Source organism: Muricoccus pecuniae (genome assembly GCF_014199205.1).
GTDB classification, from domain to species: Bacteria; Pseudomonadota; Alphaproteobacteria; order Acetobacterales; family Acetobacteraceae; genus Roseomonas; species Roseomonas pecuniae.
On record NZ_JACIJD010000001.1, the window covers coordinates 368,391 to 392,322 of the forward strand.

Sequence of the window (23,932 nt, forward strand, 5' to 3'; positions counted from 1 at the left end):
GGGCGGCGGGAGGTCAGCCGCCGCGCGACGGGCCGGAGGCATCCCCGGGCGCGCGCGGCACCAGCGCCGCCGCGACCGAGGCGGCGAGGAGGAACACCGCCCCCGCGCCCAGCCCGAGCAGCGGCAGCCCCACCAGCGACGCGGCCTGCCCCGCCACCGCCGACCCCGTGACGTCGCCCATGTTCAGCGAGGCCATGAAGAGGGCGAAGCGCGTCGCCGCCGCCGGCCCGTGGCTCGCCTGCATCACCGCGGGGGCGAGCGCCACGAAGAGCAGCGCGGGCATGACGGTTGAGAGGCCGAGCGCGACGGGCCCGGCCAGCGCCGCCCATCCGGGGTCGGGCACCAGCAGCAGCACCGCCGCCCCGGCATGGGAGAGGGCGCAGAGGCCGAGCAGGACGGCGAGCGTCGGGCCGGCCCCCGCGCGGTCCGTCCACCATCCAACGAGCAGCGCGCCGCCCGTGCCCGTGACGAGCGCGGCCGCGGCCTGGAAACGCGAGAGCGCCTCCGCCTCCCATCCCCGGGACTGGATGAGGTCCACGCTGAGCGGGAGGCGAAAAATCGCCGCGGCGGCGTCGGTCGTGAAGCAGAAGGCGAGGAGGAGGAGCGTGCGCCGCCCGGACAGGCTCTCCGCCAGCCGCCGCATCAGCGGCCCGAAGCCGTGGGCGATGGCGGGGCGCGGCGCGAGGCGGAGGGAGAGGCGCGCGTCCCCCGGCCCCTCCCGCACCAGCAGCGGCAGGATGAGGGCGGCGGAGCCGATCGCGAGCAGGATGAGGACCGAGCTGTGCAGCCCGAGGGCCGGCAGGCTCCAGGCGAAGAGCGTGGCCCCCAGCGCGCCGCCCCCGACGAAGCCCATCCGCGTCACGGCATTGGCCGTGCCGAGCGTGCCGGCAGGAGCGTGGTCGATGATCATCCCGTCCGTCGCCGTGTCGGTCAGCGCGGCGAAGGCGCTCTGCACGAGAAAGACGGCGCTGATGGCCGTCAGCCCGGCGGGCGAGGCGTCCTCCACCAGCAGCAGGCGGGAGAGGGCGAGGAGGGAGGAGCACAGCCCCGCGATCACCCAGAAGCGCCGCCGGCCCATGGCGAAGCCGCCGAAGCGGTCCACCACCGGGCCCCAGAGCGGCTGCAGGATCCAGGGCAGCCCCACCATCGCCACATGCGCCCCCACCGCCTGCGCCGTCGCGCCCAGGGAGGCGAAGTGGTTCGGCAGGGCGGTGAGCGCGAAGCCCGCGACCAGCCCCTGATAGGCGTAGAGGGTGAAGATGGTGGCGAGCCGCCAGCCGGGCGCCCCGATCAGCGGCCCCGCCCGGCGCGCGGCCTCAGCCACGTTCCGGCCCGTTGTCCGGGACCGAGGTCCCGTGATCCGGGACCGAGGTCAGCACGCAGAAGGGAATGGCGAGCACCAGCCCCGCCACCGCCGGCAGGCCGAGCGCCAGGACGAAGCCCGAGCCGGAGGCGGCCAGCAGGGCGAGCACCGCGAGGCCCGCCAGCGTGTGCGGCCAGAGCCGCGAGGCGGCCTCCCCCCAGCCCAGCCGCCGCTCCTCCCGCTGCTGCGCCGGCCAGCCCCGGCCGTGGAGGCCGAGCGCGTGGGAGAGGATGATGAGCGCGTTGTGGAAGGCGGTGATCGGCTCGAAGAGCAGGATGAAGAGGCTGGAGGTCAGGGCGCTGCGGAGATGCGCGGCCCGCCCCTCCGGCGCCCCCTGCAGCAGCAGCGCCGCGTGCCCGGCCAGCCGCGGCAGGTGCAGCGCGAGGTAGCCCAGCAGGAGCAGCGCCAGCAGCGCCCCGCGCGGCGTGCCCTCGCCATCCGTCGCGGCGTTCAGCGCGGCGAGGGGCAGCATGGCGAACCAGATCGGCGAGAGGAGATAGTGCAGGATCGCCTGCAGCATCTGGAACCGCCCGGTCGCGCCGAGCGAGGGGTCTCGCAGGAGGTGGCGGTACTGCATGTTCCCCGCCGCCCAGCGCCGGTCGCGCGAGAGGAAGGCGAGGAGGTTGGGCGGATGCGCCTCGAAGGAGCCCTCCTCCGCCTCCGGATCGGTCAGCACCCGCACGCCCCATCCCGCGGCGTGCAGCCGCGCGGCCTCGACATGGTCGTGCGAGAGGATGTGCGAGCCGTCGGGCAGAAGGTCCAGCCGGCAATGGGCGCGGAAGGGCGCGATGCGGATGGCGGCGTTGTGGCCCCAGAACGGCCCCTCATCCCCCTGCCACCAGGCTTGGCCGAGCGTCCAGGTCTGCCCGCCCACCCGGTGCGCGGCGCCGAAGAGCCGGCCGAAGGGGGCGGCGGCGTCGCGGCCGATGATGGGGGATTGCAGGATGGCGAGGCGCGGGGAGGCGGCCATGGCGCGCACCAGCCGCAGCACGGCCTCCGGCGTCATCTCGGAATCCGCGTCCAGCAGGATCATCAGCTCGAAGCCGGCGGCGTGGTGGTCCAGGAAGTCCATCACGTTCCCGGCCTTGTAGCCCGTGTTCTCCGAGCGCCGGCGATAGCGCAGCGCGTCGGGCGGCAGGGTGGCGGCGAGGGCGCGCACCGCCGCTTCCTCCGCCGCCGCGAGGGCCGGATCGGCGGTGTCGGAGAGGACGCCGATGGCGAAACGCTCCCCGTGGCCCGCGCGCCGCAGCCCCTCCAGCAGCCGCGCGAGGGGCGGGAGCACCGCGTCCATCGCCTCGTCCCGCACGCAGACGGCGAGCAGCGTGCGCGGCAGGGAACGCCCGCGCGGCGCCGGCTCGGGCGGCGGCGGGCGCAGGCGCATGATGAGGCCGAGCAGCCCCGTGGCTGCGGAGAGGCCGAGCCAGGGCGCGTTGAGCAGGAAGCAGAGGAGGAGCAGCCCCTCCACCGCCGTCCACCCCCCGCCGGCCAGCACATGGACGCCGAGGGCGACCAGCCCGATCGTCGCCAGGGCGACCAGCCCGGCGAAGGCGATGCGCCGGCGCCGCCCCGCCGCGCGCCGCGCGGCTTCCTGCCGCACGCTCACGCCGGCTCCCTCACGGGGCGCCTCACGCGAGGGCGCGCATGGCCGGGGCGGCGAGGCGCCCTTCCCAGGCCAGCGCGTCCCCGACGATGCGGTCCAGGCTGTCATGCGCGGGCTGCCAGCCGAGCAGCGCCCGCACGCGGTCGGCCACGGCGATGACGGCGGGCGGGTCCCCGGCGCGGCGCGGGGCGATGCGGTGCGGCACGGGGCGGCCCGCGGCGTGCTCCACCGCCCGCAGCACGGAGAGGACGGAGTGGCCGCGCCCGTAGCCGCAGTTGAGCGTGGCGCTCCCCCCGCCGTCGAGAAGGTGGCGCAGCGCGGCGACATGGGCGGTGGCGAGGTCGGCGACATGGACGTAGTCGCGCACCCCCGTGCCGTCGGGCGTGTCGTAGTCGTCCCCGAAGACCGTGACGGCGTCGCGCCTCCCGAGCGCCGCGTCGCAGGCGACGGCGATGAGATGCGTCGCCCCCGGGCGGCGGCGGCCCGTGCGGCCGAGCGGATCGGCGCCGGCCACGTTGAAGTAGCGCAGCGCGACGCAGGAGAGGCCGTGCGCCGCGGCGGCGTCCCCGATCAGCCGCTCCGCCGCCAGCTTGCTGGCGCCATAGGGGTTGATCGGTCGGCAGGGCGCGTCCTCGGCCACGGGCAGCACCTCGGGGATGCCGTAGACGGCGGCGGTGGAGGAGAAGACGAGGCGCCGCACCCCGGCCGCCACGCATCCCTCCAGCAGGCCGAGCGTGCCGGCGAGGTTGTTGCGCCAGTAGGCGAGCGGCCGCGCCACGCTCTCCGGCACGATGAGGGAGGCCGCGAAATGCATCACGGCCCCGGCGCGGTGGTCGCGCAGCGCGCGCTCGACGAGGGCGGCATCGGCCACATCCCCGACAACCAGCGGCACTCCCGGGGGCACGGCCTCCCGCAGCCCGGTGGAGAGGTCGTCCAGCACCACGGGCGCGAAGCCCGCATCCATCAGCGCGAGCACGGCCTGGCTGCCGATATAGCCGGCCCCGCCGGTGACGAGGACGGAGGTCACGCCGCTTCTCCTCTCGGTTCCCCCGCCGGGCCGCTGAGGAGGCGCGCCGCCTCCGTCAGCGCGGCCAGGATGCGCGCGGGCACGGCGGGGCTGGTGCAGACATAGGTGGGGCTGGGATGCGGCATGGCGAGGACGGGCAGCCCCGGCCGCGCGGCGCGGATCGGCGCCTCCGCCATGCCGGCGAAGCGCCCGGCCAGCACGGCGACGCGGAGGCGCGGCAGCAGGTCCAGCAGGGGCGGCACCCAGGCCAGCCCGTCCCGCAGTTCCGCCATCCGCGGCGCCCGGTTGCGCGCGCCGGGGGCGTGGATGATCCAGGGCACGGCGTTCCAGATGAGGGTGTCCCCCCGCGCGATCCCGGCGGTGTCGAGGAAGCGGCGGAGATTGGCGCCCGTGCCGCCCGGCTTGTCGCGGGAGACGATGGCGTCCGTGTGAGAGAGCCGCGGCCCCGGCGTCTCCAGCAGGAGGAGCATCCGCGCCCCGGCCCCGCCATCCAGCGGGTCCGGCTCCGGCACGGGGCGGCCGGTGGCGCGGCGAATGCGCTCGGCCAGGGCGCGGATCGGCGCGGTGTGCGCCGCGCGCTGCAGGAGGGCATGGCGCGCGGCCAGTTCCGCCGGGTTCGACAGGGCGCCGGCATGGGGCCCGCGCGGCGGCATCAGGCGGCCCTCGTCAGCGGCACGGCACCCTGGGCTCGCGCCGTCTCCTGCCCGCCCGTCGCGGCCAGGATGCGCGCCAGCCCCTCCGGCCCGCCGAACTGGTAGCCGAGCTGGGTCGTGTAGGCGGCGCAGGCCCGGTGCTTCGCCTCGGGCTCGGTGGGCAGCGCGGTCTCGGGAAGGGTGGCCAGCATCGCCTCGAAGGGGCGGCGCGGCGTGTCGGCGCGGATCGTGTAGGGGAAGTCGCGCCACCAGAGCAGGGGCAGGCGGATGTCGAGCAGCTGGATCGCGCGCACCGTCAGCACGTGGTCCACATGCCCGCCGATGGCCTGGGGCGCGAGGACCAACTCGGGGCGGAGGTCACGGAGCAGCGGCGCGATGGCCTCCGCCGCGTGCAGATGGGCCATGTCGTCCGACCGTGGGGGACCGAAGAGGGCCGCGGCGGAGCCATAGCCCCGATGCGGCGCCTCGCGCAGCGGCAGGTGCAGCGCCCCCGCGCCCAGCGCCTCGCAGGCGCGCCTGTCCTCCGCGCGGCGGATGGCCATGTAGTCGGCCTCCGGCGGCAATCCCTTGTCGGTCTGGCAGGCAAGGGCGAAGCCGGTGGGGGAGGGGACGGTCGCGGTGAAGATCGTGGCCACCACCACCTCCCACCCCTCCCGCGCCATATGCGCCAGCGCCCCGCCCGCGGAGAAGGCCGCGTCGTCCAGGTGCGGGGAGAGGGCGAGGGCGAGCGGCATCAGAGGAGATGCGGCGCCGCGCGGAAGCGGCACTCGGACAGCGGCAGGACGGGATCGAAGCCCGTGTCCGGCGTCGTGCCGCGGACCTCCTCGTACACGCCCATGATCTGCCGTCCAACGGCTTCCCAGGAATAGGTGCGGCGGCACTCCTCCAGCGCGTTGCGGGCAAGGCGCGCGCGCAGCGGGGCGTCGGTGACGATGCGGCGCAGGTTCTCGGCCAGCGCGGGCACGTCGCCGGGCTGGGAGAGCAGCCCGTTCTCCTCATGGCGCAGGCAGTCCATCACGCCCACGGCGTAGCAGGACACCGTGGCGAGGCCGCTCGCCATCGCCTCCAGCACGGTGTTGGAGAAGCCCTCGGCATAGGTGGGGGAGACGAAGACGTCCTGCTCCCGGTAGAGCGCCGGGGCGGCGGCGTAGTCGGCATAGCCGGAGAAGCGCACGCCCAGGCCCAGCTCCGCGTCGCGCGCCACGCAGGCATCGAGATCCGGCCCGATGCCGGAGATGGTGGCCGCGAAGGCCACGCCCTGCGCGCGCAGCATCGCCAGCGCGTCGAGGAAGTCGAGCGCGCCTTTCCGGCGGTCCACGCGGCCGTGGTAGAAGAGGCGCACGGGATCCGCGGCCTCGCCCGGCTCGCGGCCGGGGGCGGGGTGGAAGCGGTCCACCTCCACCGCCCCGGGGACGATGGTGAAGCGGTCCCGCGGGACGCCGAGGCGGTCCACCACCTCCTGCGCGAAGCTGTCGCAGCCGATCAGCAGGCGGTCCGCGTGGTTCAGCACGCGCAGCATCGCCTGCCGGTGCGTCTCGCAGCAGGAGCCGACCCAGTGGCCGTCCCCGCCCTGGATGGAGACGACGGTGGGCACGCCGATCCTCTGCGCCGCCAGCAGCACGGACCAGCCATTGGGATAGCCGTACTGCGCGTGCAGCACGTCGAAGGGCTCGCGCGCATGCTCGGCGAGGATGGTCTCCACCATGTCGTCCACGTCGCGCTCGAAATCCGCGCCGCCCGGCTCGGCGAAGGCTTCCTCGCCGAGGGAGCGGCGGCCGATCACGCGCACGCCCGGCACCTCCGGCGGCGGGCCGCCGCCATAAACCCTCGTGCCGGCGGCATCGCCGCGGTACTGGCTCACCATCGTCACGTCGTGGCCCGCCTTCACGAGCTCGCGCAGCAGGTTGATGGCGTAGACGCTCATCCCCGAGATGGCGGGGAAGAACCGGCGCGAGAGAAACAGGACCCTCATGCGGCCTGCGCCGAGGCGCGGCAGGCGCGCAGCCACTGCAAGGACTGCGGGATCATCGTGTCGGCGCGGTGGCTCTCGCGCGACAGCTCGACGCAGACGAGGCGGGAGAAGTCGATCCCTTCCAGCGCGTCGAGGCAGGCCGGGATATCCATGTCGCCCTCGCCGAAGGGGAGATGGATATGCGTGCCGCGCGCCATGTCCTCGATCGCCACCGTGCCGAGATGCGGGGCGAACTCGCGCACCGCCGCGGCGGGCTCGCGCTCTCCCGTCACCAGGAGATGGCCGAGATCGAGGGCGAGGGTGAGGCCGGGCAGGTCCAGCGCGGACCAGTCGTCCACCGTCTCCACCAGCATGCCCGGCTCCGGCTCCAGCGCCGCCGTGACGCCGCGCGCGGCGGCGTGGGCCAGCACGCGCTCCACGCCCTCGCGCAGCCAGGATTTCGCCTGCTCCCGCTCCACACCCGGGCGCGGCACGCCGGCCCAGAAGGACACGGCCTCCGCGCCGAGGATCGCGCCGATATCGGTGGCGCGGTTGAGGAAGGCCACGCGGCGATCACGCCCCTCCGCGCTCGGGGTCAGCAGAGTGGGCTCGTGCTTCGCGCGGGGATCGAGGAGGTAGCGCGCCCCCGTCTCGATGACGCAGCCGAGATTGCGGGCCGAGAGATCGCGCGCCAGCGCCTCCGCCCGGCGCTCCCATCCCTCCTCCATGGGGTCGAGATGGTGGTGATCGAGCGTCAGCGCCACGCCGTCATAGCCCGCATCGGCGATGATCGCGACGGCATCGGCCAGGCGGTGGTTGGCCGCGCCGTTGGTGTTGTAGGCGTAGCGGAGGCTCATGCCGGCACAGCCTCCCCGCTGCGCTGCCCGAGGACGAGCTGGGCGGAGAAGGTGCCGGTCTCCCGGTACATGGGGTAGAGGCGGCCGACGATGCGGTCCGCCAGCGCCGCGTCGAACCAGGCGGGGCCGCCCGCGCGCGCCTCGTCCTCCGGGCGCAGGAGCACGCGCTTCGCCCCCTCCTTCGGCGCGTCCAGCACCAGCGGGTCGTCACGGTCGCGCAGCCGGCGCACGCCGCGCCAGCCGATGCGGTGATAGCTCATCGTCTCGCTCTCCAGCCCGGGGACGATGACCTTCACCACGCGCACGGCCTTATCCGGCGGCGAACAGTCGACGTAGAGCACCTCCAGCTCCTCGGCCGCGAGGCGCTCCACCAGCAGCGCCAGCCGGTCCTTCGAGGAAGCGACGGCGGAGGCCGGCACCGTCGGCAGGTCGGAGAAGTTGCGCCGGCTCCGCTCGGCGAAGACGCTGCCCGAGAGGCGGGCGCGCAGCGAGGCGGCGTCCTGCTCCATCCATTCCACCATGGCGTCGAGGGCGCGCTGCTCCTCCTCGTCCAGCATGGCCACGGCGAGCTGGCGCTCCACGTAGTCGCGCGGCAGCTTCTCCCGCAGCAGCGGGATGGGGCCGTGCGTCGCGGCCTTGCGCGCGCGGGATCCGCAGAACTCCAGCAGGGCCTTGCGGAGCGTGCGCTCGCGGTCCGGGCTCACCGCCTCGCCGCAGGCCGTCACCTGGATCGGCGCCACGGGCTCGCCCCTGTCGTCGCCGACGACGTAGAGGTTGGCCATGCCGAAATCGGTGGCGGCCAGCTTCACCGTCACGTCGATGCCGAGCGATTTCAGGTGGTCTAGCAGCCCGCGCGTCTGCGGGTCCGGCACCTCGTCCGGCACCACCACCGCGCCCTGGTCCAGCGCGCGGTAGGAGACGACGTTCCCGTCGCGCTGCAGCGCCTCCATGATGCCGTGGGCGATGGCGTGCTCCAGGTCGAAGCCGGCGCCGAGGCCGTTGGTGATGGGCGTGATCAGCAGCGGCTTCTCGCCGAGCTGGTAGGGATAGGCCGCCACCCATTCGCGCGGCACGAGGACGGGCTCGCCCGAGGGCCAGCGCCGCGCCTCGATCCAGGGCAGCGCCATCTCGGGCGTGTAGTGCGACCCGGCGGGAAGGCAGAGGGTGAGGGGGTCCACCACCGCGCGGTCGCGCGAGAGGGAGACGAAGCTCCCGGTCACGCGCGGCGCCTCGGCGACGTGGCGGCCGCAATGCACCTCCTCGCACAGCTCGCCCAGCGCGCCGACCTCGGCCTCGACCTCGGTGAAGCCGTAGCCGTAGCCGACGGTGGCCGGCTCGTTCTCCAGGATCAGGTTCGCCTGCACCACGGGAACGCCCGTGCGGTCGAGATGATCGATGCGGAAGACGGAGACGTGGGAGTCCTTCGGCATGGTGGCACGGAAAGCCTCCGCCACGGCGCGCAGCTCGTCACTCATGCGATCCTCCTCTCCGCGCGGCGGCGGAGTTCCTCCATGGGGATGTGGCGCACGCCCGGCGGGCCGCGCAGCTGATCGTCCAGCACCGCCAGCGCGATCTCGGTGGTGATGCCCGGCGCGTGCTCGAAGGGCGTGCAGACCGTGTCGAAATCCACGGCGCCGATCACGTCCCGGTACTTCCGCACCTCGCCGGGCGAGAGCGGGATGTCCTTGTGGAAGGCCTTATGGGTGGACACGGCCAGGTTCTCCCCGGCGCTGTCCTGGTCCACCTTGAAGGCGTCCCCGCAGAAGAGGATGCGGCGGTTCGCGTCGTGCAGCACCGCCTGCCCCTCGTAGTGGCCGCCCACATGCATCAGCGTCTGGCCCGGGCGAAGCTCCAGCGCCTCGTCATAGGGCCAGGTGACGCGGAAGGCCTTGGTCATCCGTAGGTCGTCCTTCTGGATGGCCATGACCTCCGGCTGGAACACGTCCTGCAGCTGCCAGAGCGCGCCGTAGCCGTGGCAGTGCGAGGCCGCGAGGAAGCGGATGCCGCCGAGGCGCCGGATCTCCTCCAGCATCTCGGGCGTGTAATAGGGCGCGGCCTCGAAGGCGAGGTTGCCGTCGGGGTGCAGCAGCAGCCATCCCGTGCCGTTGAGCCCGAGCGGCGGGGAGGTGTTGAAGGCCACCATGTCGCGGTCGAGCCGGCGCCAGGAGCCGGTGAGCATGGACGCCACCTCCTCCTCCCGCAGGAACTTCCAGCCGTCATGCGGGAGGTCGTTGCGCGTGTCGTCGCAGACGGGGCAGGAGCGCGGCTCGAAATGCTTCTGCCAGAAGCCGCAATTCGCGCAGGCCCAGGGCGTCAACGGCATACGGGGTCCTCCGCATAGGCCCGGTGGAGAAGGCGCATGGTGTGCAGGTCGCGCTCCGCGCTGAAGGTGGTGCGGTCGCCGGTGGAGAGGGCGCGCGCGAAGGCGGCCATCTGCCGGGCGAAGGGGGAGGCGTTCTCGTCCGGCACGGGCAGGGGACGCGATTGCCCGGCGGCGTCGGTGTGCGTGACGCGCCCGCCGGGATCCTGGCCCATCGTGTTCTCAGCCAGGATCTGTCCGGCGGCGCCGAGCACTTCCAGCCGGCGGCGCGGCAGCGCGTCCGGGCAGTTGTAGGCGACGTGCAGTTGCACGAGCACGCCGCCCGTCGTGCGGCCGATCAGCAGCGCGCCGTCATCGACGGTGTAGTCCTGCACGCGGCGCTGGGTGAGGGCGGCGATCTCCTCGATCCGCTCGCCCAGCAGGTACTCCGCGAGATCGAGCCCGTGCGGCGCGAGATCCATCAGCGCCCCGCCACCCGCGCGCGCGGGATCGGCGCGCCAGTTGTCGCCTTCTCCCGTCACGCTCCAGGCCGGCCCGAGCCAGCAGGCATAGGCAATCCGGATCGCCGTGGGGGTGCCGATGAGCCCGCCCGACACCGCTTCGCGGATGGCGGCATGGGCGGGATGGTGGCGCTGGTCGAAGGCGGTGCCGTAGAGGATGCCGCCGCGCGCGACGGATGCCGCCATGGCTTCGGCGTCCGCGAGGGTCGCGGCCATGGGCTTCTCGCAGAGCACGGCCTTGCCCGCCGCCGCGGCGGCCTCCACAGCCGCGCGGTGCAGGTGGTTGGGCGTCGCGACATAGATCGCGTCCAGCGCCGGATCGGCGAGCAGCGGCGCCAACTCGCCGTGGATCGCTGCCGCCGGCGCCAGGGCGCGCGCGGCGGCCTGCGCTGCCGGGGTCGGGTCGCAGACGGCGTGCAGGCTGTGCCCGGCCGCGAGGATGGCCGGTGCCGCGTAGTCGCGCGCCACCCAGCCATAGCCGACGATCCCCCAGTTGATGCCCCGCGCGGGAAGCGGCGCCTCGGGCATCACCAGCGCTCCGGCAGGTCGAGCAACTCGCGCCGCATGGCCCAGTCGGCCGTTGCTGCGCCCGCCACCGCGCGCTCGGGGCAGGTGGCTCGGGCAGGATAGGTGGCGCGCGGGCCGTATTCCCGCGCGTAGCGCTCGGAGGGCCAGGCGATCTCGCCCGAGCGGTAGAGCGGGTTGCGGCGCAGCGGCGCCCCCTCCGGCGGGAGGGCGAGATCGCCCGTCACGGGGCGCGCTGGCCCTGCGCCCGGCCCGGCGACGACGGAGAAGGCCTCGGCCCCGCGCAGCGCTTCCGGCGCTGCGGCGCGCGGCGCACGACGCTCCAGCGCGGCGCGGGTGAGGTCGCCATCGTCATAGACGATGCCATCGGGGAAAAGTGCAGACAGCTCCTCGGCCGTCACGGCCGATCCCGCGGAGAGGTTCGGCCATTCGCGGTTGTGGACATGGCCGATCGTGAGGATGCCGGTCGCGCCCGCCATCCGGCGGAGGCGGTCGAGGATCGGCCGCTTCGGTTCGAGAAAGTAGAAAGCGTCGTGGCAGGCGACGAGGTCGAAGCGCCGGTCCTCCGCCACGGGCCAGGGCGTGACCGCGGCGTCGAGGCAGATCAGCTCCGCCTCCGGCGCCACCCAGTGCCGCGCGACCCAGAGCTTGGCGAAGACCACATCCGCCCCCGCCACCGCCACGCCACGCTGGAGAAGGGCGCGGAGATACTGCCCGATGCCGCAGGCCAGTTCGAAGGCGGTGCGAGGCGCCGTCCAGTGCGCCTCCATCAGCGCGAGACCCGCCAAGAAGGTCGGGTCGCTCCAGCGATGCGCGAAATAGTCGCCCACCGGCCCCCAGGCGAGATGCGCCATCGCCTCGCGCAGGCTCAGCCGCGCGCGGTCCCGCAGGAGGGCGCGCAGCGCGGCCTCGTCGGCGGTGGGGCCGCGCCACCAGTCGTCCTGGTCGGCCAGCAGGAGGACCAGCGCGCCCTCGGCATCGCCCGCATCCAGGCGCGACAACGCCTCGGCGGCGAGTTCGGGGCGCGAGACGCGGGCGAAGGCGATGCCGTCGATCACCGGCCAGCGCCGGCCGGCGGAATCCACCACCGAATGCGCCGTGTCCGGCCTCATGCCGCCAGCCCGACCACCGCGAGCAGCCGGTCCTGGAAGGGCTTTACCGGCCCCTCATGCACCAGCGCCATGTCGTTCAGCACGTAGGACATGCTGGCCTTCCCCGCGCGCAGATGCTGCTCGATCTGCAGCACGCGGTCCAGCGTGTCGGCCGCGTGGAAGGCGCGGCCTTCCGGCGTGCTCGCGTCCGGCAGGATCGCGCGCGCTTCCCGAACCCCATCCGCAAGGGCGGGCGGCAGTTCCTGCAGCGCCTTCTCCGTCGCCCGGGCGAAGGCGGGCTCCAGATGCTCGCCGAGCAGCACCTCTCCCGCGAAGCCGGAATCCGGGATGATCGCGTTGTGCAGGTGGTGCGCGAGGGAGGCGAGATAGACGGTCTCTGGCCGGGCTCCGTAAAAGGGGCAGAGCAGTACGCCGTAGACCGCCACCATCAGGCAGTGCTCGGCATGGTTCTCGGGCGGCTCCAGCAGCAGGCGCGGGCGGCCGGGGCAGGTAACGCCCGCGCGGGGCTGCCGCGCGAGCCGCGGGACGAAGTCCGGGGCAGGGGTGCCGGCCGGTATCCGCGGCGCGTCGCGCAGGGCCGCGCGCAGGGCGGGCTCTACTTCCTCCGCGGCCTCGTCCACGGCGCGCGAGAGGATCGCCTCCGCCTCGCCGCCCGTGACGCCGACCTCGGCGAGCACGGTGCGGTCGATGTCGCCCAGGCGCGTCGCCGCGAGGGCGGAGGCGGTGGTGGCGCGCCACGCCTCCTCCAGCGCCTGCCCGCCACAGAGGGCGGACCAGGCGGAGGCGAAGAGGCGGTCGGCGATCGAGCCCTCGCGCCCCGCGGAGCGGATGCGCTTCAGCTCGCCCAGTTCCCGCAACAGCCCGAGGATCCGCGCCGGCGGCGCTTCCGCCGCCGGCGCGATCCCGTCGTTCATTGCGGGGCCCCGAGCCAGTCCATCAGCATGCGCTCCTGCACATGGAAGGCGTGCTCCGGCGCGTGGCCGTTGGCGACCATCGGCGCCTTGAAGAAGATCGAGAGCTGCTCCTGCACCCCGCCATCGCCGCGCTGCTGCGCGAGGTCCAGCACGCGCGCGATCTCCAGGGCCAGCGGCGCGGCGAGCACGCTGTCCTTGCAGAGGAAGTTCACCTTGATCTGCATCTTGTGGCCGAGGAAGCCGGAGACGTCGATGTTGTCCCATGCCTCCTTGTCGTCGCCGCGCGGGCGATAGTAGCGGATGTCCACGAGGTGATCCTCGACGTGGTAGCCGAGGATGCTGTCCAGCACGCTTCCCTTGGTGTCGAGCTTCGACTGCAGGCTGCCAGGATCGCGCAGCGCCTCGCCGTCGCGGTTGCCCAGGATGTTCGTGCTGAACCAGCCGTCCACGTGCAGCGCGCGGGCGCGCAGCGCGGGGGCGAGCACGGTCTTCATCATGGTCTGGCCCGTCTTGCCGTCCTTGCCGGCGACGGGGACGTTGCGGGACTTGGCGAACTCCTTCAGCGCCGGCGCGTCGGCGGCCAGCGAGGGCGTGAAGTTGCCGTAGGGAACGCCGCTCTCGATCGCCGCATAGGCGTAGAGCATGGCCGGGCCGATCGAGGGATCGTCGCGGTCGAGCGCGCGCTCGAAGGCATCGAGCGAGTTGAGCGCGGCATCGTCCCCGGGCGTGCGCTCGGTGGAGGCGAGGTTGATCATCACGATGCCATCGGCGCCGCTCGTCTCGCGGAAGCGCTTGAGGTCGGCCGCGATCGCCTCCACTGCCGCGCGATGGCCGGGCGCCTCGAACTTGTTGGCACCGTCCACGCCGCGGCAGAAGGCGCCGCTGCCCACTGCCGGCCAGGGCTTGATGGCGGAGAGCGCGTCCTGCGTCTCCTTGATCTGGGTGTCGTTCAGCACCCGGTGATGGCTGGCGGCGCTCGAAAGGTCGGAGGCGTCGAGGTCCCAGCCGCCGAAGACCATGTCGCGGTAGTCGGCCATGCCCGGGACGGAGACATCGGCGAGCGGGAGTCCCTCCAGCCGGTTGGCTCCGCGGCGAATGACCTCGATCCCTGCCACCGCCGTGGTGGCGACCGCGCCACCCAGACCCACAACCGCTACGCCGAGCCGACGCCCAGTCCCCGTTGCCAGCATCTTCCTATCCCATCGCAGTTTCCCTGTTAGTTGGAGCGGATCGAGGGACGGCCAATCACGAACCGGTGTGAGGGGGCGGCACGGTTCCGGGGTGCCCCGTGCGGCGCAGGTTCAGAAATCCGCTTCGACGCTGAACAGGAGGCGGTAGCGCGGCGAAGCGCGCCCTATTCCCGCGCCGGCGCCGAAGCCCACCGTCACGCGTTCTGCCAAGCGATGCCGGAATGCCAGTTCCACGACGTTCGCATCGTGCTCGCCTCGTTCCTGGCGCTCGCGCACGTAGTCGAGGATGAGCGCGGTTTGCGGACTCAGGAGCTGGCTGTATCCCGCAACCAGCCGGTAGGGCTGGTGCCGCTCCTCGGCGGAAGGAGCGAAGCGAACCGACCAGCTCGCATTCACATGGAGCCGGCGATGCGCGGCCGCGTCGATGCTGCGCGTGGCGATGCCGGTCACCTGGACCTGCGTGCCCCGATCGCCGGGCCCGACCGGGGTATCGGCCTCCACGGCGACGGCGAAGGCCGGCAGCCAGCCCCGCTCGCGGTTGAGGTTGTAGAAGAAGCCAACCCCCACCTCGCCCTCGTTCGCGCGCTCGCCGGAACCGACGGTGTAGGGAAGGCTGAGATTGAGCAGCAGACCGTCCGCCGGGCTGATCTGATACTGGGGAAAGATCCGAAGCTCATCCTTCCCGCGACGGCGGTCGTAGCGCAGGCCGAGCTGCGCTTCCGCTTCCCCCGGCTGGCCGGCGAATGCGTCCTGCAGGGTGCTGGGCAGGAAGAGGTCGAGGTCGTCCGGCTCCACCGCGGCCGCCGGGGCGGCGCCCAGGCTGGCGGCGAGGAGCAGGAAGGGCAGGTGGCGGCTTTTCACGATCGCATCCCCGGGGGCGGCATCCGGGCAACTCAGCCCGGCCAGCGGTTACCACATCCGCCGGTCCGGGCATGCCCCCGCAGCTTCACGCTTGCGGGCGTGCCTTACGGAGCGGGGCTGCTGCCTCGGTGCTGATCGTCAGGGAAGGGGGAATGGTGCCCAGGGGCGGAATCGAACCACCGACACTGCGATTTTCAGTCGCATGCTCTACCAACTGAGCTACCTGGGCCCAAGCGAAGCGGCAGTCGCCGCCTGCAGAGGAGGCGGGGGATAGACGATGCCCCGGCACCTGTCCAGGGCATGAATTCATCTTTCCGCGCTGTTTTCCTCCTCCGTTTCCGGCTCGCCCGGGATGGCATAGGTGCCGCCGAGCCAGCGGCCGAGATCGACGGACCGGCAGCGCGGCGAGCAGAAGGGGCGGGCGGAGGGGGCGGTCGGGCGGCCACAGACGGGGCAGACGGGTTTCGGGTCAGCTGGCATGGGGTGAGGCCTCCTCGATCACCTCGGCGCCCGGCGCCAGGGCCGGGTCGGGACGGAGGGAGATAGGGTGGGCCGCGGCGGCGGCGTAGTCCTCCAGCGCTCCCGGAAGCCCGCGCAGCGCCGCCAGCACGGCGGGGTGGGCGCGCAGGGCGAGCGGGGCGGCGGGGCGGGAGCCCGCCTCGCGCGCGGCGCGGCGCAGCGCCGCCAGGCCGTAACTCAGCGGGCTCAGGGGCTGGCCGAGGATCTCGTGCAGCGGCGGGTGGATGCGGGTCCGCACCATCTCCATCAGCCCGAGGCCGGTGAGCCCGACCACGCGCAGCAGCGGGTCGGCCCCCGCGGCGGAGCGCAGTGCTGGGAGCAGCGCGGCGCGGGAAGCGGCGCTGCCGCCGGCGAGGTCCAGCAGGATCGGCCCGGCAAGGTGGCGCAGGCGGATCTGCCGCGCGGCCTCGGCGAGAGCCGCGGCGTTCACCGCGCGATGGGCGCCGGCAGAGCGGCCGGCGGCGCTGCCGGTGTCCACGTCGATCGCCGTCAGGGCCGGGGTGGGGTGGATGAGGAGCCGCCCGCCGCCGGGCAGGGCCACTTCCGGGGAGGCCAACTCGTCGAACGCCGTCTCCACCGCCTCGTCGAAAACGGGCCGGGCCAGCAGGCGCACGCGCTCCGGGCCGAGCGCCGCGCGCAGGCGGGCCGCCTCGGCCGCGCCGTCCGCCAGCAGGGGGAGGGAGGGATGGGCGGCGGCCAGCCGCAGCGCGGCATCGGGGCCGCGGCGAAGAAGGCGGGGCGGGCCCTCCCGCGGCAGGTCCTTCGGCAAGCCCGTGCCGGAAAGGCGCGGTCCCTTGCCGCCCTGCGCCGCGCGGGTGACGCGAAGGGGGAGGTGGGTGCCCTCGGTCAGCCCCTCGCCGCCCTGCGCATCGGGGAGGAAGCCGCTGACATCGCCCTCCAGCGCCACAAACGCGCCGGAGAGGGCGGGAACGCGGGCGGCGACGCGGCCGAGATGGATGTCCCCCACCCCGTCGGGGCGGGCGGGCCGCTCGACGAAGGCGGCCTCCAGGCGCCCGTCCCGCCAGAGCGCCGTGCGGCGCTCCCCGGGAGAGACGGAAACGAGGATCGCCGCGTCGGCCACGGAGGTCAGGGCGTGAGCCAGCCCACGCCGCGCAGGAGCTGGGCCGTCTCGAAGAGGGGCAGGCCCACCACGTTGGAATGGCTGCCGGAGAGGAAGCGCACGAAGACCTCGGCGCGCTGGTGGATGGCGTAGCCGCCCGCCTTGCCCTCCCACTCGCCGGAGGCGACGTAGTCGTCCATCTGGGCCGTTGTCAGGCGCTGGAAAGCGAGGGTCGTCTCGACCAGCCGGGCCCGCAGGGTTCCGTCGGGCGCGATGAGCGCCACCCCCGTCGTCACGCGGTGCCGGCGGCCGGAGAGGAATTCGAGGAAGCGCCGGGCCTCGGCGGCATCTTCGGGCTTGCCGAGGATGCGGCGGCCCACCCCCACCACCGTGTCGGCGGCCAGCACCAGGGCGCCGGGGGAGCGGGCGGCGACGGCCGCGGCCTTGGCGCGCGAGAGCCTCGCGGCGAGGGCGCGCGGAAGCTCCGCCTTGCGCGGCGTCTCGTCGATCTCGGCGGGGTCCACGCGGTCGGGCCGGATGCCCAGCCGGGCTAGGAGGTCCAGGCGGCGCGGGCTGGCGCTCGCCAGCACCAGGGGCGGGCGTGCCGGGGCCGTCTCCGCGGCAAAGGCGTCCGACGGAGCGTCGCTCACCGGCCGGCCTTCTCGGCGAGGCGGGGCGATTCCCGAAGCGGCGTCACCTGAGGCGGCCCTACTTGAAGCGGAAGGTGATCCGGCCCTTGGTGAGGTCGTAGGGGGTCATCTCGACGTTCACGCGGTCCCCGGCCAGCACGCGGATGCGGTTCTTGCGCATCTTCCCGCTGGTATGGGCCAGGACCATGTGCTCGTTGTCCAGCTTCACGCGGAACATGGCGTTGGGAAGCAGTTCCACCACCTGGCCGCTGAACTCGATCATGTCTTCCTTCGACATGCGTATCCTTCATCATCGCGGGGGCGCCGCGACCCCGCTCGATGAAGGGGCGGCGCGGAAAGCGGGCAGCGCGGATGCGCGTCCGGCCCGGCACGCAAACAGGCGCGGCCCCGCAAGGGGTCCGCGCATCGTGTGTCAGAGCAAGCGGAAGATGATGCGCCGGGCCGCACGGGTCAAGGAAAGCGGTCATGTGCGGGCGGATTGGCGCCCCGCGATGCGCGGGGGCCTCACCTTTCGCTGGGAGCGGGGGCTCAGAACGAGTTCAAGCCGATCCGCTCGGCGATGCTGCGGGCATGGGCGTCCAGCCCCTCGGCGCGGGCGAGGGCCACGGCGGCGGGGCCGGTGGCGCGCAGCCCCGATTCCTCGGCCGCGATCCAGGTGGTGCGCTTGAGGAAGTCGAAGACCGAGAGGCCCGAGGCGAAACGCGCGGTGCGGCCGGTGGGCAGGACGTGGTTCGGGCCGGCGACGTAGTCCCCCAGCGCCTCGGGGCACCAGGGGCCGAGGAAGGCGGCCCCGGCATGGCGGATCCGGGCGAAGAGGGCGCGCGGATCGGCCACCATGAGCTGCAGGTGCTCCGGGGCGAGGCGGTCCGTCAGCGCCGCGCCCTCGGACAGGTCCCGCACGAGGATGACGGCGCCGTGGCGGGCCCAGGATTCGCCGGCGATGGCGGCGCGGGGCAGGGTGGCCAGCGCCGCCTCCACCGCGCCGGGCACGGCATCGGCCAGCGCCGGGCTGTCCGTGATGAGGATCGACTGGGCGGCCTCGTCGTGCTCGGCCTGGGCCATGAGGTCCATCGCCACGCGGGCGGGGTCCTGGTCCCCGTCGGCCAGCACCACCACCTCGGAAGGGCCCGCGATCGAATCGATGCCCACCCGGCCGAAGACCTGGCGCTTGGCCTCGGCGACATAGGCGTTGCCGGGCCCGGTGATCTTGTCCACGGGGGGGATGCTCTCCGTCCCCCAGGCGAGCGCCGCGATCGCCTGGGCGCCGCCGATGCGCCAGACCTCGGTCACCCCCGCGCGGCCGCAGGCGGCCAGGACCAGCGGGTTGATCTCGCCATCGGGGGTGGGCACCGCCACCGCCACGCGCTCCACCCCGGCCACGCGGGCGGGGATGGCGTTCATCAGCACCGAGGAGGGATAGGCCGCCTTCCCGCCGGGCACGTAGAGGCCGGCGGCGTCCACGGCGTTCCAGCGCATCCCGAGGGTCAGCCCGGCCGGGTCGGGCATGGTGACGTCCGCGGGCATCTGTGCGCGGTGGAAGGTCTCGATCCGCGTCGCGGCGGTGTCGAGCGCCTCCATCAGCCCTGGCTCGATGGAGGCGATGGCGTCGGCGATCTCCTCTGGCGTCACGCGCAAGGCATCGGCACTGGCGGGCTGCCAGCGGTCGAAGCGGGCGGTCAGGTCCAGCAGGGCGATGTCGCCCTCTGCCCGGATGCGGGCGATGATCCCGGCCACCACCCCGTCCACCCGGGCGGTGGTGTCGCGCGCCGTGTCGAGCAGGGCGACGAACGCGGCCTCGAAGCCGGGGTCGCGTGTATCGAGGCGTTTCATGCGGAGAGGGCTTCCCGGAAGCGCGCCAGCCAGGCGCCGATCAGCTCGGGCTCGGTCTTCAACGCCGTGCGGTTGACGATGAGGCGGGAGGTGACCCCGGCGATCACCTCGCGCTCGACCAGCCCGTTCGCGCGGAGGGTGGAGCCGGTCTGGACGAGGTCCACGATCACCCGGGCGAGGCCGAGGGAGGGGGCCAGCTCCATCGCGCCGTTCAGGTGGACGATCTCCGCCTGCACCCCGCGGGCCGCGAAGTGCCTGCGCGCGATGCCCGGATACTTGGTGGCCACCGTGATGCGCGAGAGGCGGGAGACCTCCTCCGCCAGCGGGTCGTCCGCCGGGCCGGCGACGCTGACGCGGCAGCGGCCGACGCCGAGGTCCAGCGGGGCGTAGATCTCGGGGTAGTCGAACTCCATCAGCACGTCGGCGCCGCAGATGCCGATCTGCGCGCCGCCATGGGCGACGAAGGTGGCGACGTCGAAGGGCCGCACCCGCACCACGTCCATCCCGGGATGGTTGGTGGGGAAGCGGAGGTGGCGGCTGTCCTCGTCGTGGAAGTCGCTTCCCGGCACCAGCCCGGCGCGGGCCAGGAGGGGCTGGACCTCCTTCAGGATGCGCCCCTTGGGGAGCGCGAGGATCAGATCGGTGGCCCCCGCCGGGCGGGGAAGGAAGGGGGAGGTGATCGGCAGGTCCATGGGAGAGCCTAGCACCGCTTTCGCGGCGCTTCGATGAAGGATTCTTGAGCTATCCGGGGATTCGCTCGATGTCGGCGCCCACCGCGGCGAGCTTCGCCTCCAGCCGCTCGTAGCCGCGGTCGAGGTGGTAGACGCGGTTCACGATCGTCTCACCCCCCGCCGCCAGCCCGGCGAGGATGAGGGAGATGGAGGCCCGGAGGTCGGTCGCCATCACCGGCGCGCCGGAGAGGCGGGAGACCCCGCGCACGATGGCGGACCGCCCCTGGACGTTGATGCGCGCCCCCATGCGGTTCATCTCGGGCACGTGCATGAAGCGGTTCTCGAAGATGGTCTCCGTGATCATGGAGGCCCCCTCGGCCACCGCCATCAGCGCCATGAACTGGGCCTGCATGTCGGTGGCGAAGCCGGGGAAGGGCTCGGTCATCACGTCCACGCCGCGAAGGCCGGAGGTGCGGCGCACCAGCACGCCGCCCGCCCTGCCGTTGGGCGGCACCTCGTCCAGCTCCACCCCGGCCTCTCGCAGCACGCGGGCGACGGTGCCCAGATGCTCCATCCGGGCGCCCTCCAGCAGCACCTCGCCCCCGGTGACGCCGACGGCGCAGGCGAAGCTCCCGGCCTCGATCCGGTCGGGCACGATGGCGTGGGTGGCCCCGTGCAGCGACTTCATCCCCTCGATCCGCAGCCGGTCCGTGCCGACGCCCTCGATCTTCGCCCCCATGGCGATGAGGCAGTGGGCGAGGTCGTCGATCTCCGGCTCCCGCGCCGCGTTCACCAGCTCGGTCATGCCGTCGGCGAGGGTGGCGGCCATCAGCAGGTTCTCGGTGGCGCCCACCGAGACCTGGGGGAAGTAGACCTTGGCCCCCTTCAGCCCGCCGGGGGCGGTGGCGTTCATGTAGCCGGAGTCCAGGTCGATCTTCGCCCCCATCGCCTCCAGCCCCTTGAGGTGGAGGTCCACGGGCCGCGTCCCGATGGCGCAGCCGCCGGGGAGGGAGACCTTCGCCTGGCCGTAGCGGGCCAGGAGCGGGCCGAGGACGAGGACGGAGGCCCGCATCTTCCGCACGAGGTCATAGGGCGCGACGAGGTTCGTCGCCGCCCCGCCCAGGGTCATGGTGCGGGCAGCGGGGTCGTGCGCCACGGTCAGCCCGTGCTGCTCCAGCAGCCCCGCCATGGTGCGGGTGTCGTCGAGCGCGGGGGCGTTGGTGAGCACCAGCGGCCCGTCGGTCAGCAGGGCGGCGGCCATCAGGGGTAGGGCGGCGTTCTTCGCCCCCCCGATGGGGATGGTGCCGCGGAGCGGGCGGCCGCCGCGGAGGCGGATGCGGTCCATCGTCTTAACTCTCTATCAGAGGCGCGGCAGCGCGACGCCGCGCTGGCGCATGTATTTCCCGGCCCGGTCGGCATAGGACACGTCCGGCGCCCCTTCTCCCTTGAGGAAGAGGAACTGGCAGATGCCCTCATTCGCGTAGATGCGGGCGGGCAGAGGGGTAGTGTTGCTGATCTCGATTGTCACCTGCCCTTCCCATTCCGGCTCGAGCGGGGTGACGTTCACGATCAGGCCGCAGCGGGCATAGGTGGACTTGCCCAGGCAGATCACCAGCACGTCGCGCGGGATGCGGAAATACTCGACCGTATGGGTCAGGACGAAGGAGTTGGGGGGGACGATGCAGGTCTCCCCCGTGCGGGTGACGAAGCCGTCCTCGGAGAAGCGCTTGGGGTCGACGACCGCGTTGTCGACATTGGTGAAGATCTTGAACTCCCCGGCGGCGCGGGCATCGTAGCCGTAGGAGGACAGGCCGTAGGAGATCACCCCCTCCCGGCGCTGGGCCTCGACGAAGGGCTCGATCATCCCCTGCTCCACCGCCATGCGGCGGATCCAGTGGTCGGGCATGATCGGCATGGCGGGGTCCCCCTGGCGCGCCCCGGGGGGAGCGCTGGCGCATCCCCGGAGGCGCCGGCGCCCCGGGGAAGGCGGGGGCGGGATAAACCCTGGGATGCGGGGGAGCAACCGGGGCCGGGTAGGAAAGCCCTACTTCCGGTCCTCGGCCCCGGATGGCGGCGGCTCCGGCCGGGCCCTCTCCCGCGACTGGGCCTTGCGGCGCCGCAGGTTCTCCCGCAGCGCCGCGGCTAGGCGCTTCTCCCGCTCCGAGGAGGCGGAGCGGGGGGGGGGATCGGTCGGGCTGGGCGCGTCGTCGGCCATGGGAGGAGCCATTCTGCGAAGAGGCGGCCGCGTCAAGTGAGGAGGTGGAGAGGCAAGGGTTGCGCGGGGCGGGGACAGCGGCTAGGTAGCGCCTCGCCCACAGGCCGGACGCTGCCGTAGCTCAGTGGTAGAGCACTCCCTTGGTAAGGGAGAGGTCGAGAGTTCAATCCTCTCTGGCAGCACCATCCCTCCCTCTGATGATTCCTCCCTTGGGAGCGACCTCGCCAAGAGGTGCCGGCCGGGCTGGCGGTAGCAGGGGCAGTTCAGGTCGCGGTTAGCAGTGTTCTTGCGCCAACCCGAATCTGTTAGCACAAAGATCAAACCCCTCCATTTTCGTTACGGATCTGTTAAGGTTGCACGATCGCGTGAGGCGTGCGCTTCTGGGGGCCTTATCTATATAATAAGAAAAATGCGGGGTTATGCTCCCGGACCGGTTGAGGCGGTGCCTCGTGCGGGAGAGCAGCAATGGCGGTCATTCTGGTCCCAAGCTCGTTGCGGCGGTACACGGCGCAGCACGCGCGCCTGACCGTCGAGGGTGAAACGGTCGCCTCCGTTCTCGATAGTCTCACCCGGACGGCTCCGGAAATGCGCAGCCATCTTTTCGCGGGGGAGAAGCTGCGCCCCTTTGTGGTGGTGTCGAGGAACGGGCAGGACATCCGCTTGCTGCAGGGTCTGGAAACGCCCGTGGGCGAGCAGGATGAGGTGCGCATCCTCGCCAGCATCGCGGGAGGCTGAACCGTGGAGAGCGTGTTTCGACAGGCGCAACTCAGCGAGACTGAGATGCGCCGCTTCGGCAGGCATCTCATCCTCCCCGAGTTCGGCATCGAGGGGCAGCGCAGGCTGAAGGCCGGCAGCGCCCTGCTCATCGGCGCGGGGGGACTCGGCAGCCCGACGGCGCTCTATCTCGCGGCGGCCGGTGTGGGCCGGATCGGCCTCGTCGATCCGGATCGCGTCGAGGAGACGAATCTGCAGCGGCAGATCGCGCACGGCTACTCGACGCTCGGCCGCCTGAAAACCGAGAGTGCCGCCGCACGGATGCTCGACCTCAATCCGGAACTGGTGATCGAGCGGCACGACGTCTTCCTGTCGGTCGAGAACGCGCTGGAACTGATCTCGGGTTACGACGTGATCATCGATGGGACCGACAACTTCCCGACACGCTATCTCGTGAACGATACTTGCGTGAAGCTGGGCAAGCCGAATGTCTTCGGGGGCGTGCTGCGCTTCGACGGGCAGCTCAGCGTCTTCGATGCGCGCCGCGGCCCCTGCTACCGCTGCCTGTTCCCCGAGCCGCCCCCGGTGGAGCTCGCGCCCAACTGCGCCGAGGCGGGCGTGCTCGGCGTGCTCCCCGGGGTGATCGGCGCGCTCCAGGCCACGGAAGCGATCAAGCTCATCTCCGGGATCGGCACGCCGATGATCGGGCGCATGCTCGTCTATGACGGGCTCGACCTCAGCTTCGACACCGTCACCCTCGCCAAGTCGCCGAACTGCCCCTGTTGCAGCAAGCCGTCCGGGGAGATCGTGCTGCGGGCCGAGCCGATGGTCTGCTCCGCGCCGCAGCCGGGTGGCAGTATCACCGCCGAGGCGTTGCTCGCGAGGCTGGACGCCGGCGAGGATGTCCTTCTGCTGGATGTCCGCAACCCGCCGGAATGGGCGGGCGGCGTCATCCCGGGTGCCCTGACGCTGCCGAAGCCCGAGATCGAAGCCGCGCTGCGCGCTTCGGGGAGGGATGCTGACGCGGTGCTCGCGGCGATTCCCCATTCGCGTGAGGTGGTGCTCTACTGTCAGGGCGGGGTCCGCAGTGCCGCTGTCATCCGCTCGCTTGCCGCAGCAGGCTATGATTCCCGCCTGCTCACCAATCTGGAGGGCGGCTTCGCGGCCTGGGAAAAAGTCTCGACCGCTCTCGTTCCCATCAACGAAGCTATGGATACCTAGCTGTCCACGAGGCTGCCGAGCCGAGATCTGGGTTGTTAAGTTTTTTCGACAATGAAACGTTTTTCATGTGCACGGTCCAGATGTCCTCGGTAGCCTTCCCTGATCCGCCTGTTCCAGGCGAGATGCCGGAAGGAGCGATCCCGGCCATGCCGGTTCCGTCGAGCGTTGATCTTGTGCGT

The 23,932-nt window shown here is 72.8% G+C and carries 25 protein-coding genes and 2 tRNA genes; 3 read left to right on the forward strand and 24 right to left on the reverse strand.

Annotation, left to right across the window (positions count from 1 at the left end):
* Positions 1 to 13: 13 nt before the first annotated feature.
* From FHS87_RS01635 to FHS87_RS01750, 24 genes are all read right to left on the reverse strand, one after another.
* Positions 14 to 1,324, reverse strand: coding sequence for an MFS transporter (locus FHS87_RS01635; protein WP_184513123.1), 1,311 nt, complete (start codon positions 1,322 to 1,324; stop codon positions 14 to 16).
* On the reverse strand, positions 1,317 to 2,966 hold the full coding sequence (gene mdoH, locus FHS87_RS01640) for a glucans biosynthesis glucosyltransferase MdoH (protein WP_184513125.1): 1,650 nt from the start codon (positions 2,964 to 2,966) through the stop codon (positions 1,317 to 1,319). The genes FHS87_RS01635 and mdoH overlap by 8 nt, the downstream gene beginning before the upstream one ends.
* Positions 2,967 to 2,988: 22 nt before the next feature.
* Positions 2,989 to 3,990 carry a UDP-glucose 4-epimerase GalE gene (gene galE, locus FHS87_RS01645; protein WP_184513127.1) on the reverse strand — a complete coding sequence of 334 codons (1,002 nt, stop codon included), beginning with the start codon at positions 3,988 to 3,990 and terminating at the stop codon, positions 2,989 to 2,991.
* Positions 3,987 to 4,643: a uracil-DNA glycosylase gene (locus tag FHS87_RS01650; protein ID WP_184513129.1), complete on the reverse strand. Its 657-nt coding sequence runs from the start codon at positions 4,641 to 4,643 to the stop codon at positions 3,987 to 3,989. Before FHS87_RS01650 ends, galE begins: the two co-directional genes overlap by 4 nt.
* On the reverse strand, positions 4,643 to 5,377 hold the full coding sequence (locus FHS87_RS01655) for a PIG-L deacetylase family protein (RefSeq protein ID WP_184513131.1): 735 nt from the start codon (positions 5,375 to 5,377) through the stop codon (positions 4,643 to 4,645). Before FHS87_RS01655 ends, FHS87_RS01650 begins: the two co-directional genes overlap by 1 nt.
* The gene (locus FHS87_RS01660; protein WP_184513133.1) at positions 5,377 to 6,615 is read right to left on the reverse strand and encodes a glycosyltransferase family 4 protein; all 1,239 of its coding nucleotides are present in this window, start codon (positions 6,613 to 6,615) and stop codon (positions 5,377 to 5,379) included. Before FHS87_RS01660 ends, FHS87_RS01655 begins: the two co-directional genes overlap by 1 nt.
* Positions 6,612 to 7,451 carry a sugar phosphate isomerase/epimerase family protein gene (locus tag FHS87_RS01665; protein WP_184513135.1) on the reverse strand — a complete coding sequence of 280 codons (840 nt, stop codon included), beginning with the start codon at positions 7,449 to 7,451 and terminating at the stop codon, positions 6,612 to 6,614. Before FHS87_RS01665 ends, FHS87_RS01660 begins: the two co-directional genes overlap by 4 nt.
* Positions 7,448 to 8,926: a YcaO-like family protein gene (locus FHS87_RS01670; RefSeq protein ID WP_221299359.1), complete on the reverse strand. Its 1,479-nt coding sequence runs from the start codon at positions 8,924 to 8,926 to the stop codon at positions 7,448 to 7,450. Before FHS87_RS01670 ends, FHS87_RS01665 begins: the two co-directional genes overlap by 4 nt.
* Entirely contained in the window at positions 8,923 to 9,774 is an 852-nt protein-coding gene (locus FHS87_RS01675; RefSeq protein ID WP_184513137.1) for an MBL fold metallo-hydrolase, read from the reverse strand. Before FHS87_RS01675 ends, FHS87_RS01670 begins: the two co-directional genes overlap by 4 nt.
* Positions 9,765 to 10,799 carry a Gfo/Idh/MocA family protein gene (locus FHS87_RS01680; RefSeq protein WP_184513139.1) on the reverse strand — a complete coding sequence of 345 codons (1,035 nt, stop codon included), beginning with the start codon at positions 10,797 to 10,799 and terminating at the stop codon, positions 9,765 to 9,767. Before FHS87_RS01680 ends, FHS87_RS01675 begins: the two co-directional genes overlap by 10 nt.
* Complete coding sequence (locus FHS87_RS01685) at positions 10,799 to 11,908, reverse strand: class I SAM-dependent methyltransferase (protein ID WP_184513141.1); 1,110 nt, start codon at positions 11,906 to 11,908, stop codon at positions 10,799 to 10,801. Before FHS87_RS01685 ends, FHS87_RS01680 begins: the two co-directional genes overlap by 1 nt.
* The gene (locus FHS87_RS01690) at positions 11,905 to 12,822 is read right to left on the reverse strand and encodes an HD domain-containing protein (RefSeq protein WP_184513143.1); all 918 of its coding nucleotides are present in this window, start codon (positions 12,820 to 12,822) and stop codon (positions 11,905 to 11,907) included. Before FHS87_RS01690 ends, FHS87_RS01685 begins: the two co-directional genes overlap by 4 nt.
* Complete coding sequence (locus FHS87_RS01695; RefSeq protein WP_221299361.1) at positions 12,819 to 14,012, reverse strand: inositol-3-phosphate synthase; 1,194 nt, start codon at positions 14,010 to 14,012, stop codon at positions 12,819 to 12,821. Before FHS87_RS01695 ends, FHS87_RS01690 begins: the two co-directional genes overlap by 4 nt.
* A gap of 111 nt (positions 14,013 to 14,123) precedes the next feature.
* Positions 14,124 to 14,873 carry a hypothetical protein gene (locus FHS87_RS01700; protein WP_184513145.1) on the reverse strand — a complete coding sequence of 250 codons (750 nt, stop codon included), beginning with the start codon at positions 14,871 to 14,873 and terminating at the stop codon, positions 14,124 to 14,126.
* A 153-nt stretch (positions 14,874 to 15,026) separates the two neighbouring features.
* Positions 15,027 to 15,102 (reverse strand) — tRNA-Phe (locus FHS87_RS01705).
* Positions 15,103 to 15,179: 77 nt separating this feature from the next.
* Positions 15,180 to 15,353, reverse strand: a complete 174-nt coding sequence (gene yacG, locus FHS87_RS01710; RefSeq protein WP_184513147.1) for a DNA gyrase inhibitor YacG — start codon at positions 15,351 to 15,353, stop codon at positions 15,180 to 15,182.
* Positions 15,343 to 16,473 carry a ribonuclease E/G gene (locus tag FHS87_RS23580; RefSeq protein ID WP_184513150.1) on the reverse strand — a complete coding sequence of 377 codons (1,131 nt, stop codon included), beginning with the start codon at positions 16,471 to 16,473 and terminating at the stop codon, positions 15,343 to 15,345. Before FHS87_RS23580 ends, yacG begins: the two co-directional genes overlap by 11 nt.
* 5 nt (positions 16,474 to 16,478) lie before the next feature.
* The gene (locus FHS87_RS01720) at positions 16,479 to 17,102 is read right to left on the reverse strand and encodes a Maf family protein (RefSeq protein ID WP_184513152.1); all 624 of its coding nucleotides are present in this window, start codon (positions 17,100 to 17,102) and stop codon (positions 16,479 to 16,481) included.
* Positions 17,103 to 17,160: 58 nt separating this feature from the next.
* Positions 17,161 to 17,379: a translation initiation factor IF-1 gene (gene infA / locus FHS87_RS01725; RefSeq protein WP_007003972.1), complete on the reverse strand. Its 219-nt coding sequence runs from the start codon at positions 17,377 to 17,379 to the stop codon at positions 17,161 to 17,163.
* 251 nt (positions 17,380 to 17,630) lie between these two features.
* The gene (gene hisD / locus FHS87_RS01730) at positions 17,631 to 18,932 is read right to left on the reverse strand and encodes a histidinol dehydrogenase (protein ID WP_184513154.1); all 1,302 of its coding nucleotides are present in this window, start codon (positions 18,930 to 18,932) and stop codon (positions 17,631 to 17,633) included.
* A complete protein-coding gene (hisG, locus tag FHS87_RS01735; protein WP_184513156.1) occupies positions 18,929 to 19,624 on the reverse strand; it encodes an ATP phosphoribosyltransferase in 696 nt (231 codons plus the stop codon). Before hisG ends, hisD begins: the two co-directional genes overlap by 4 nt.
* Positions 19,625 to 19,673: 49 nt before the next feature.
* Positions 19,674 to 20,948: a UDP-N-acetylglucosamine 1-carboxyvinyltransferase gene (gene murA, locus FHS87_RS01740; RefSeq protein WP_184513158.1), complete on the reverse strand. Its 1,275-nt coding sequence runs from the start codon at positions 20,946 to 20,948 to the stop codon at positions 19,674 to 19,676.
* 15 nt (positions 20,949 to 20,963) lie between these two features.
* Positions 20,964 to 21,518, reverse strand: a complete 555-nt coding sequence (gene dcd, locus FHS87_RS01745; RefSeq protein ID WP_184513161.1) for a dCTP deaminase — start codon at positions 21,516 to 21,518, stop codon at positions 20,964 to 20,966.
* A gap of 129 nt (positions 21,519 to 21,647) precedes the next feature.
* Entirely contained in the window at positions 21,648 to 21,818 is a 171-nt protein-coding gene (locus FHS87_RS01750; RefSeq protein WP_184513163.1) for a hypothetical protein, read from the reverse strand.
* A gap of 110 nt (positions 21,819 to 21,928) precedes the next feature.
* Here FHS87_RS01750 and FHS87_RS01755 point away from each other — a divergent pair.
* From FHS87_RS01755 to moeB, 3 genes are all read left to right on the forward strand, one after another.
* Positions 21,929 to 22,003: transfer RNA gene (locus tag FHS87_RS01755), tRNA-Thr, on the forward strand.
* Between the two features lie 280 nt (positions 22,004 to 22,283).
* Entirely contained in the window at positions 22,284 to 22,553 is a 270-nt protein-coding gene (locus FHS87_RS01760) for a MoaD/ThiS family protein (RefSeq protein ID WP_184513165.1), read from the forward strand.
* 3 nt (positions 22,554 to 22,556) lie between these two features.
* Positions 22,557 to 23,753 carry a molybdopterin-synthase adenylyltransferase MoeB gene (moeB, locus tag FHS87_RS24415; RefSeq protein ID WP_312861843.1) on the forward strand — a complete coding sequence of 399 codons (1,197 nt, stop codon included), beginning with the start codon at positions 22,557 to 22,559 and terminating at the stop codon, positions 23,751 to 23,753.
* The last annotated feature ends 179 nt before the right edge of the window (positions 23,754 to 23,932 follow it).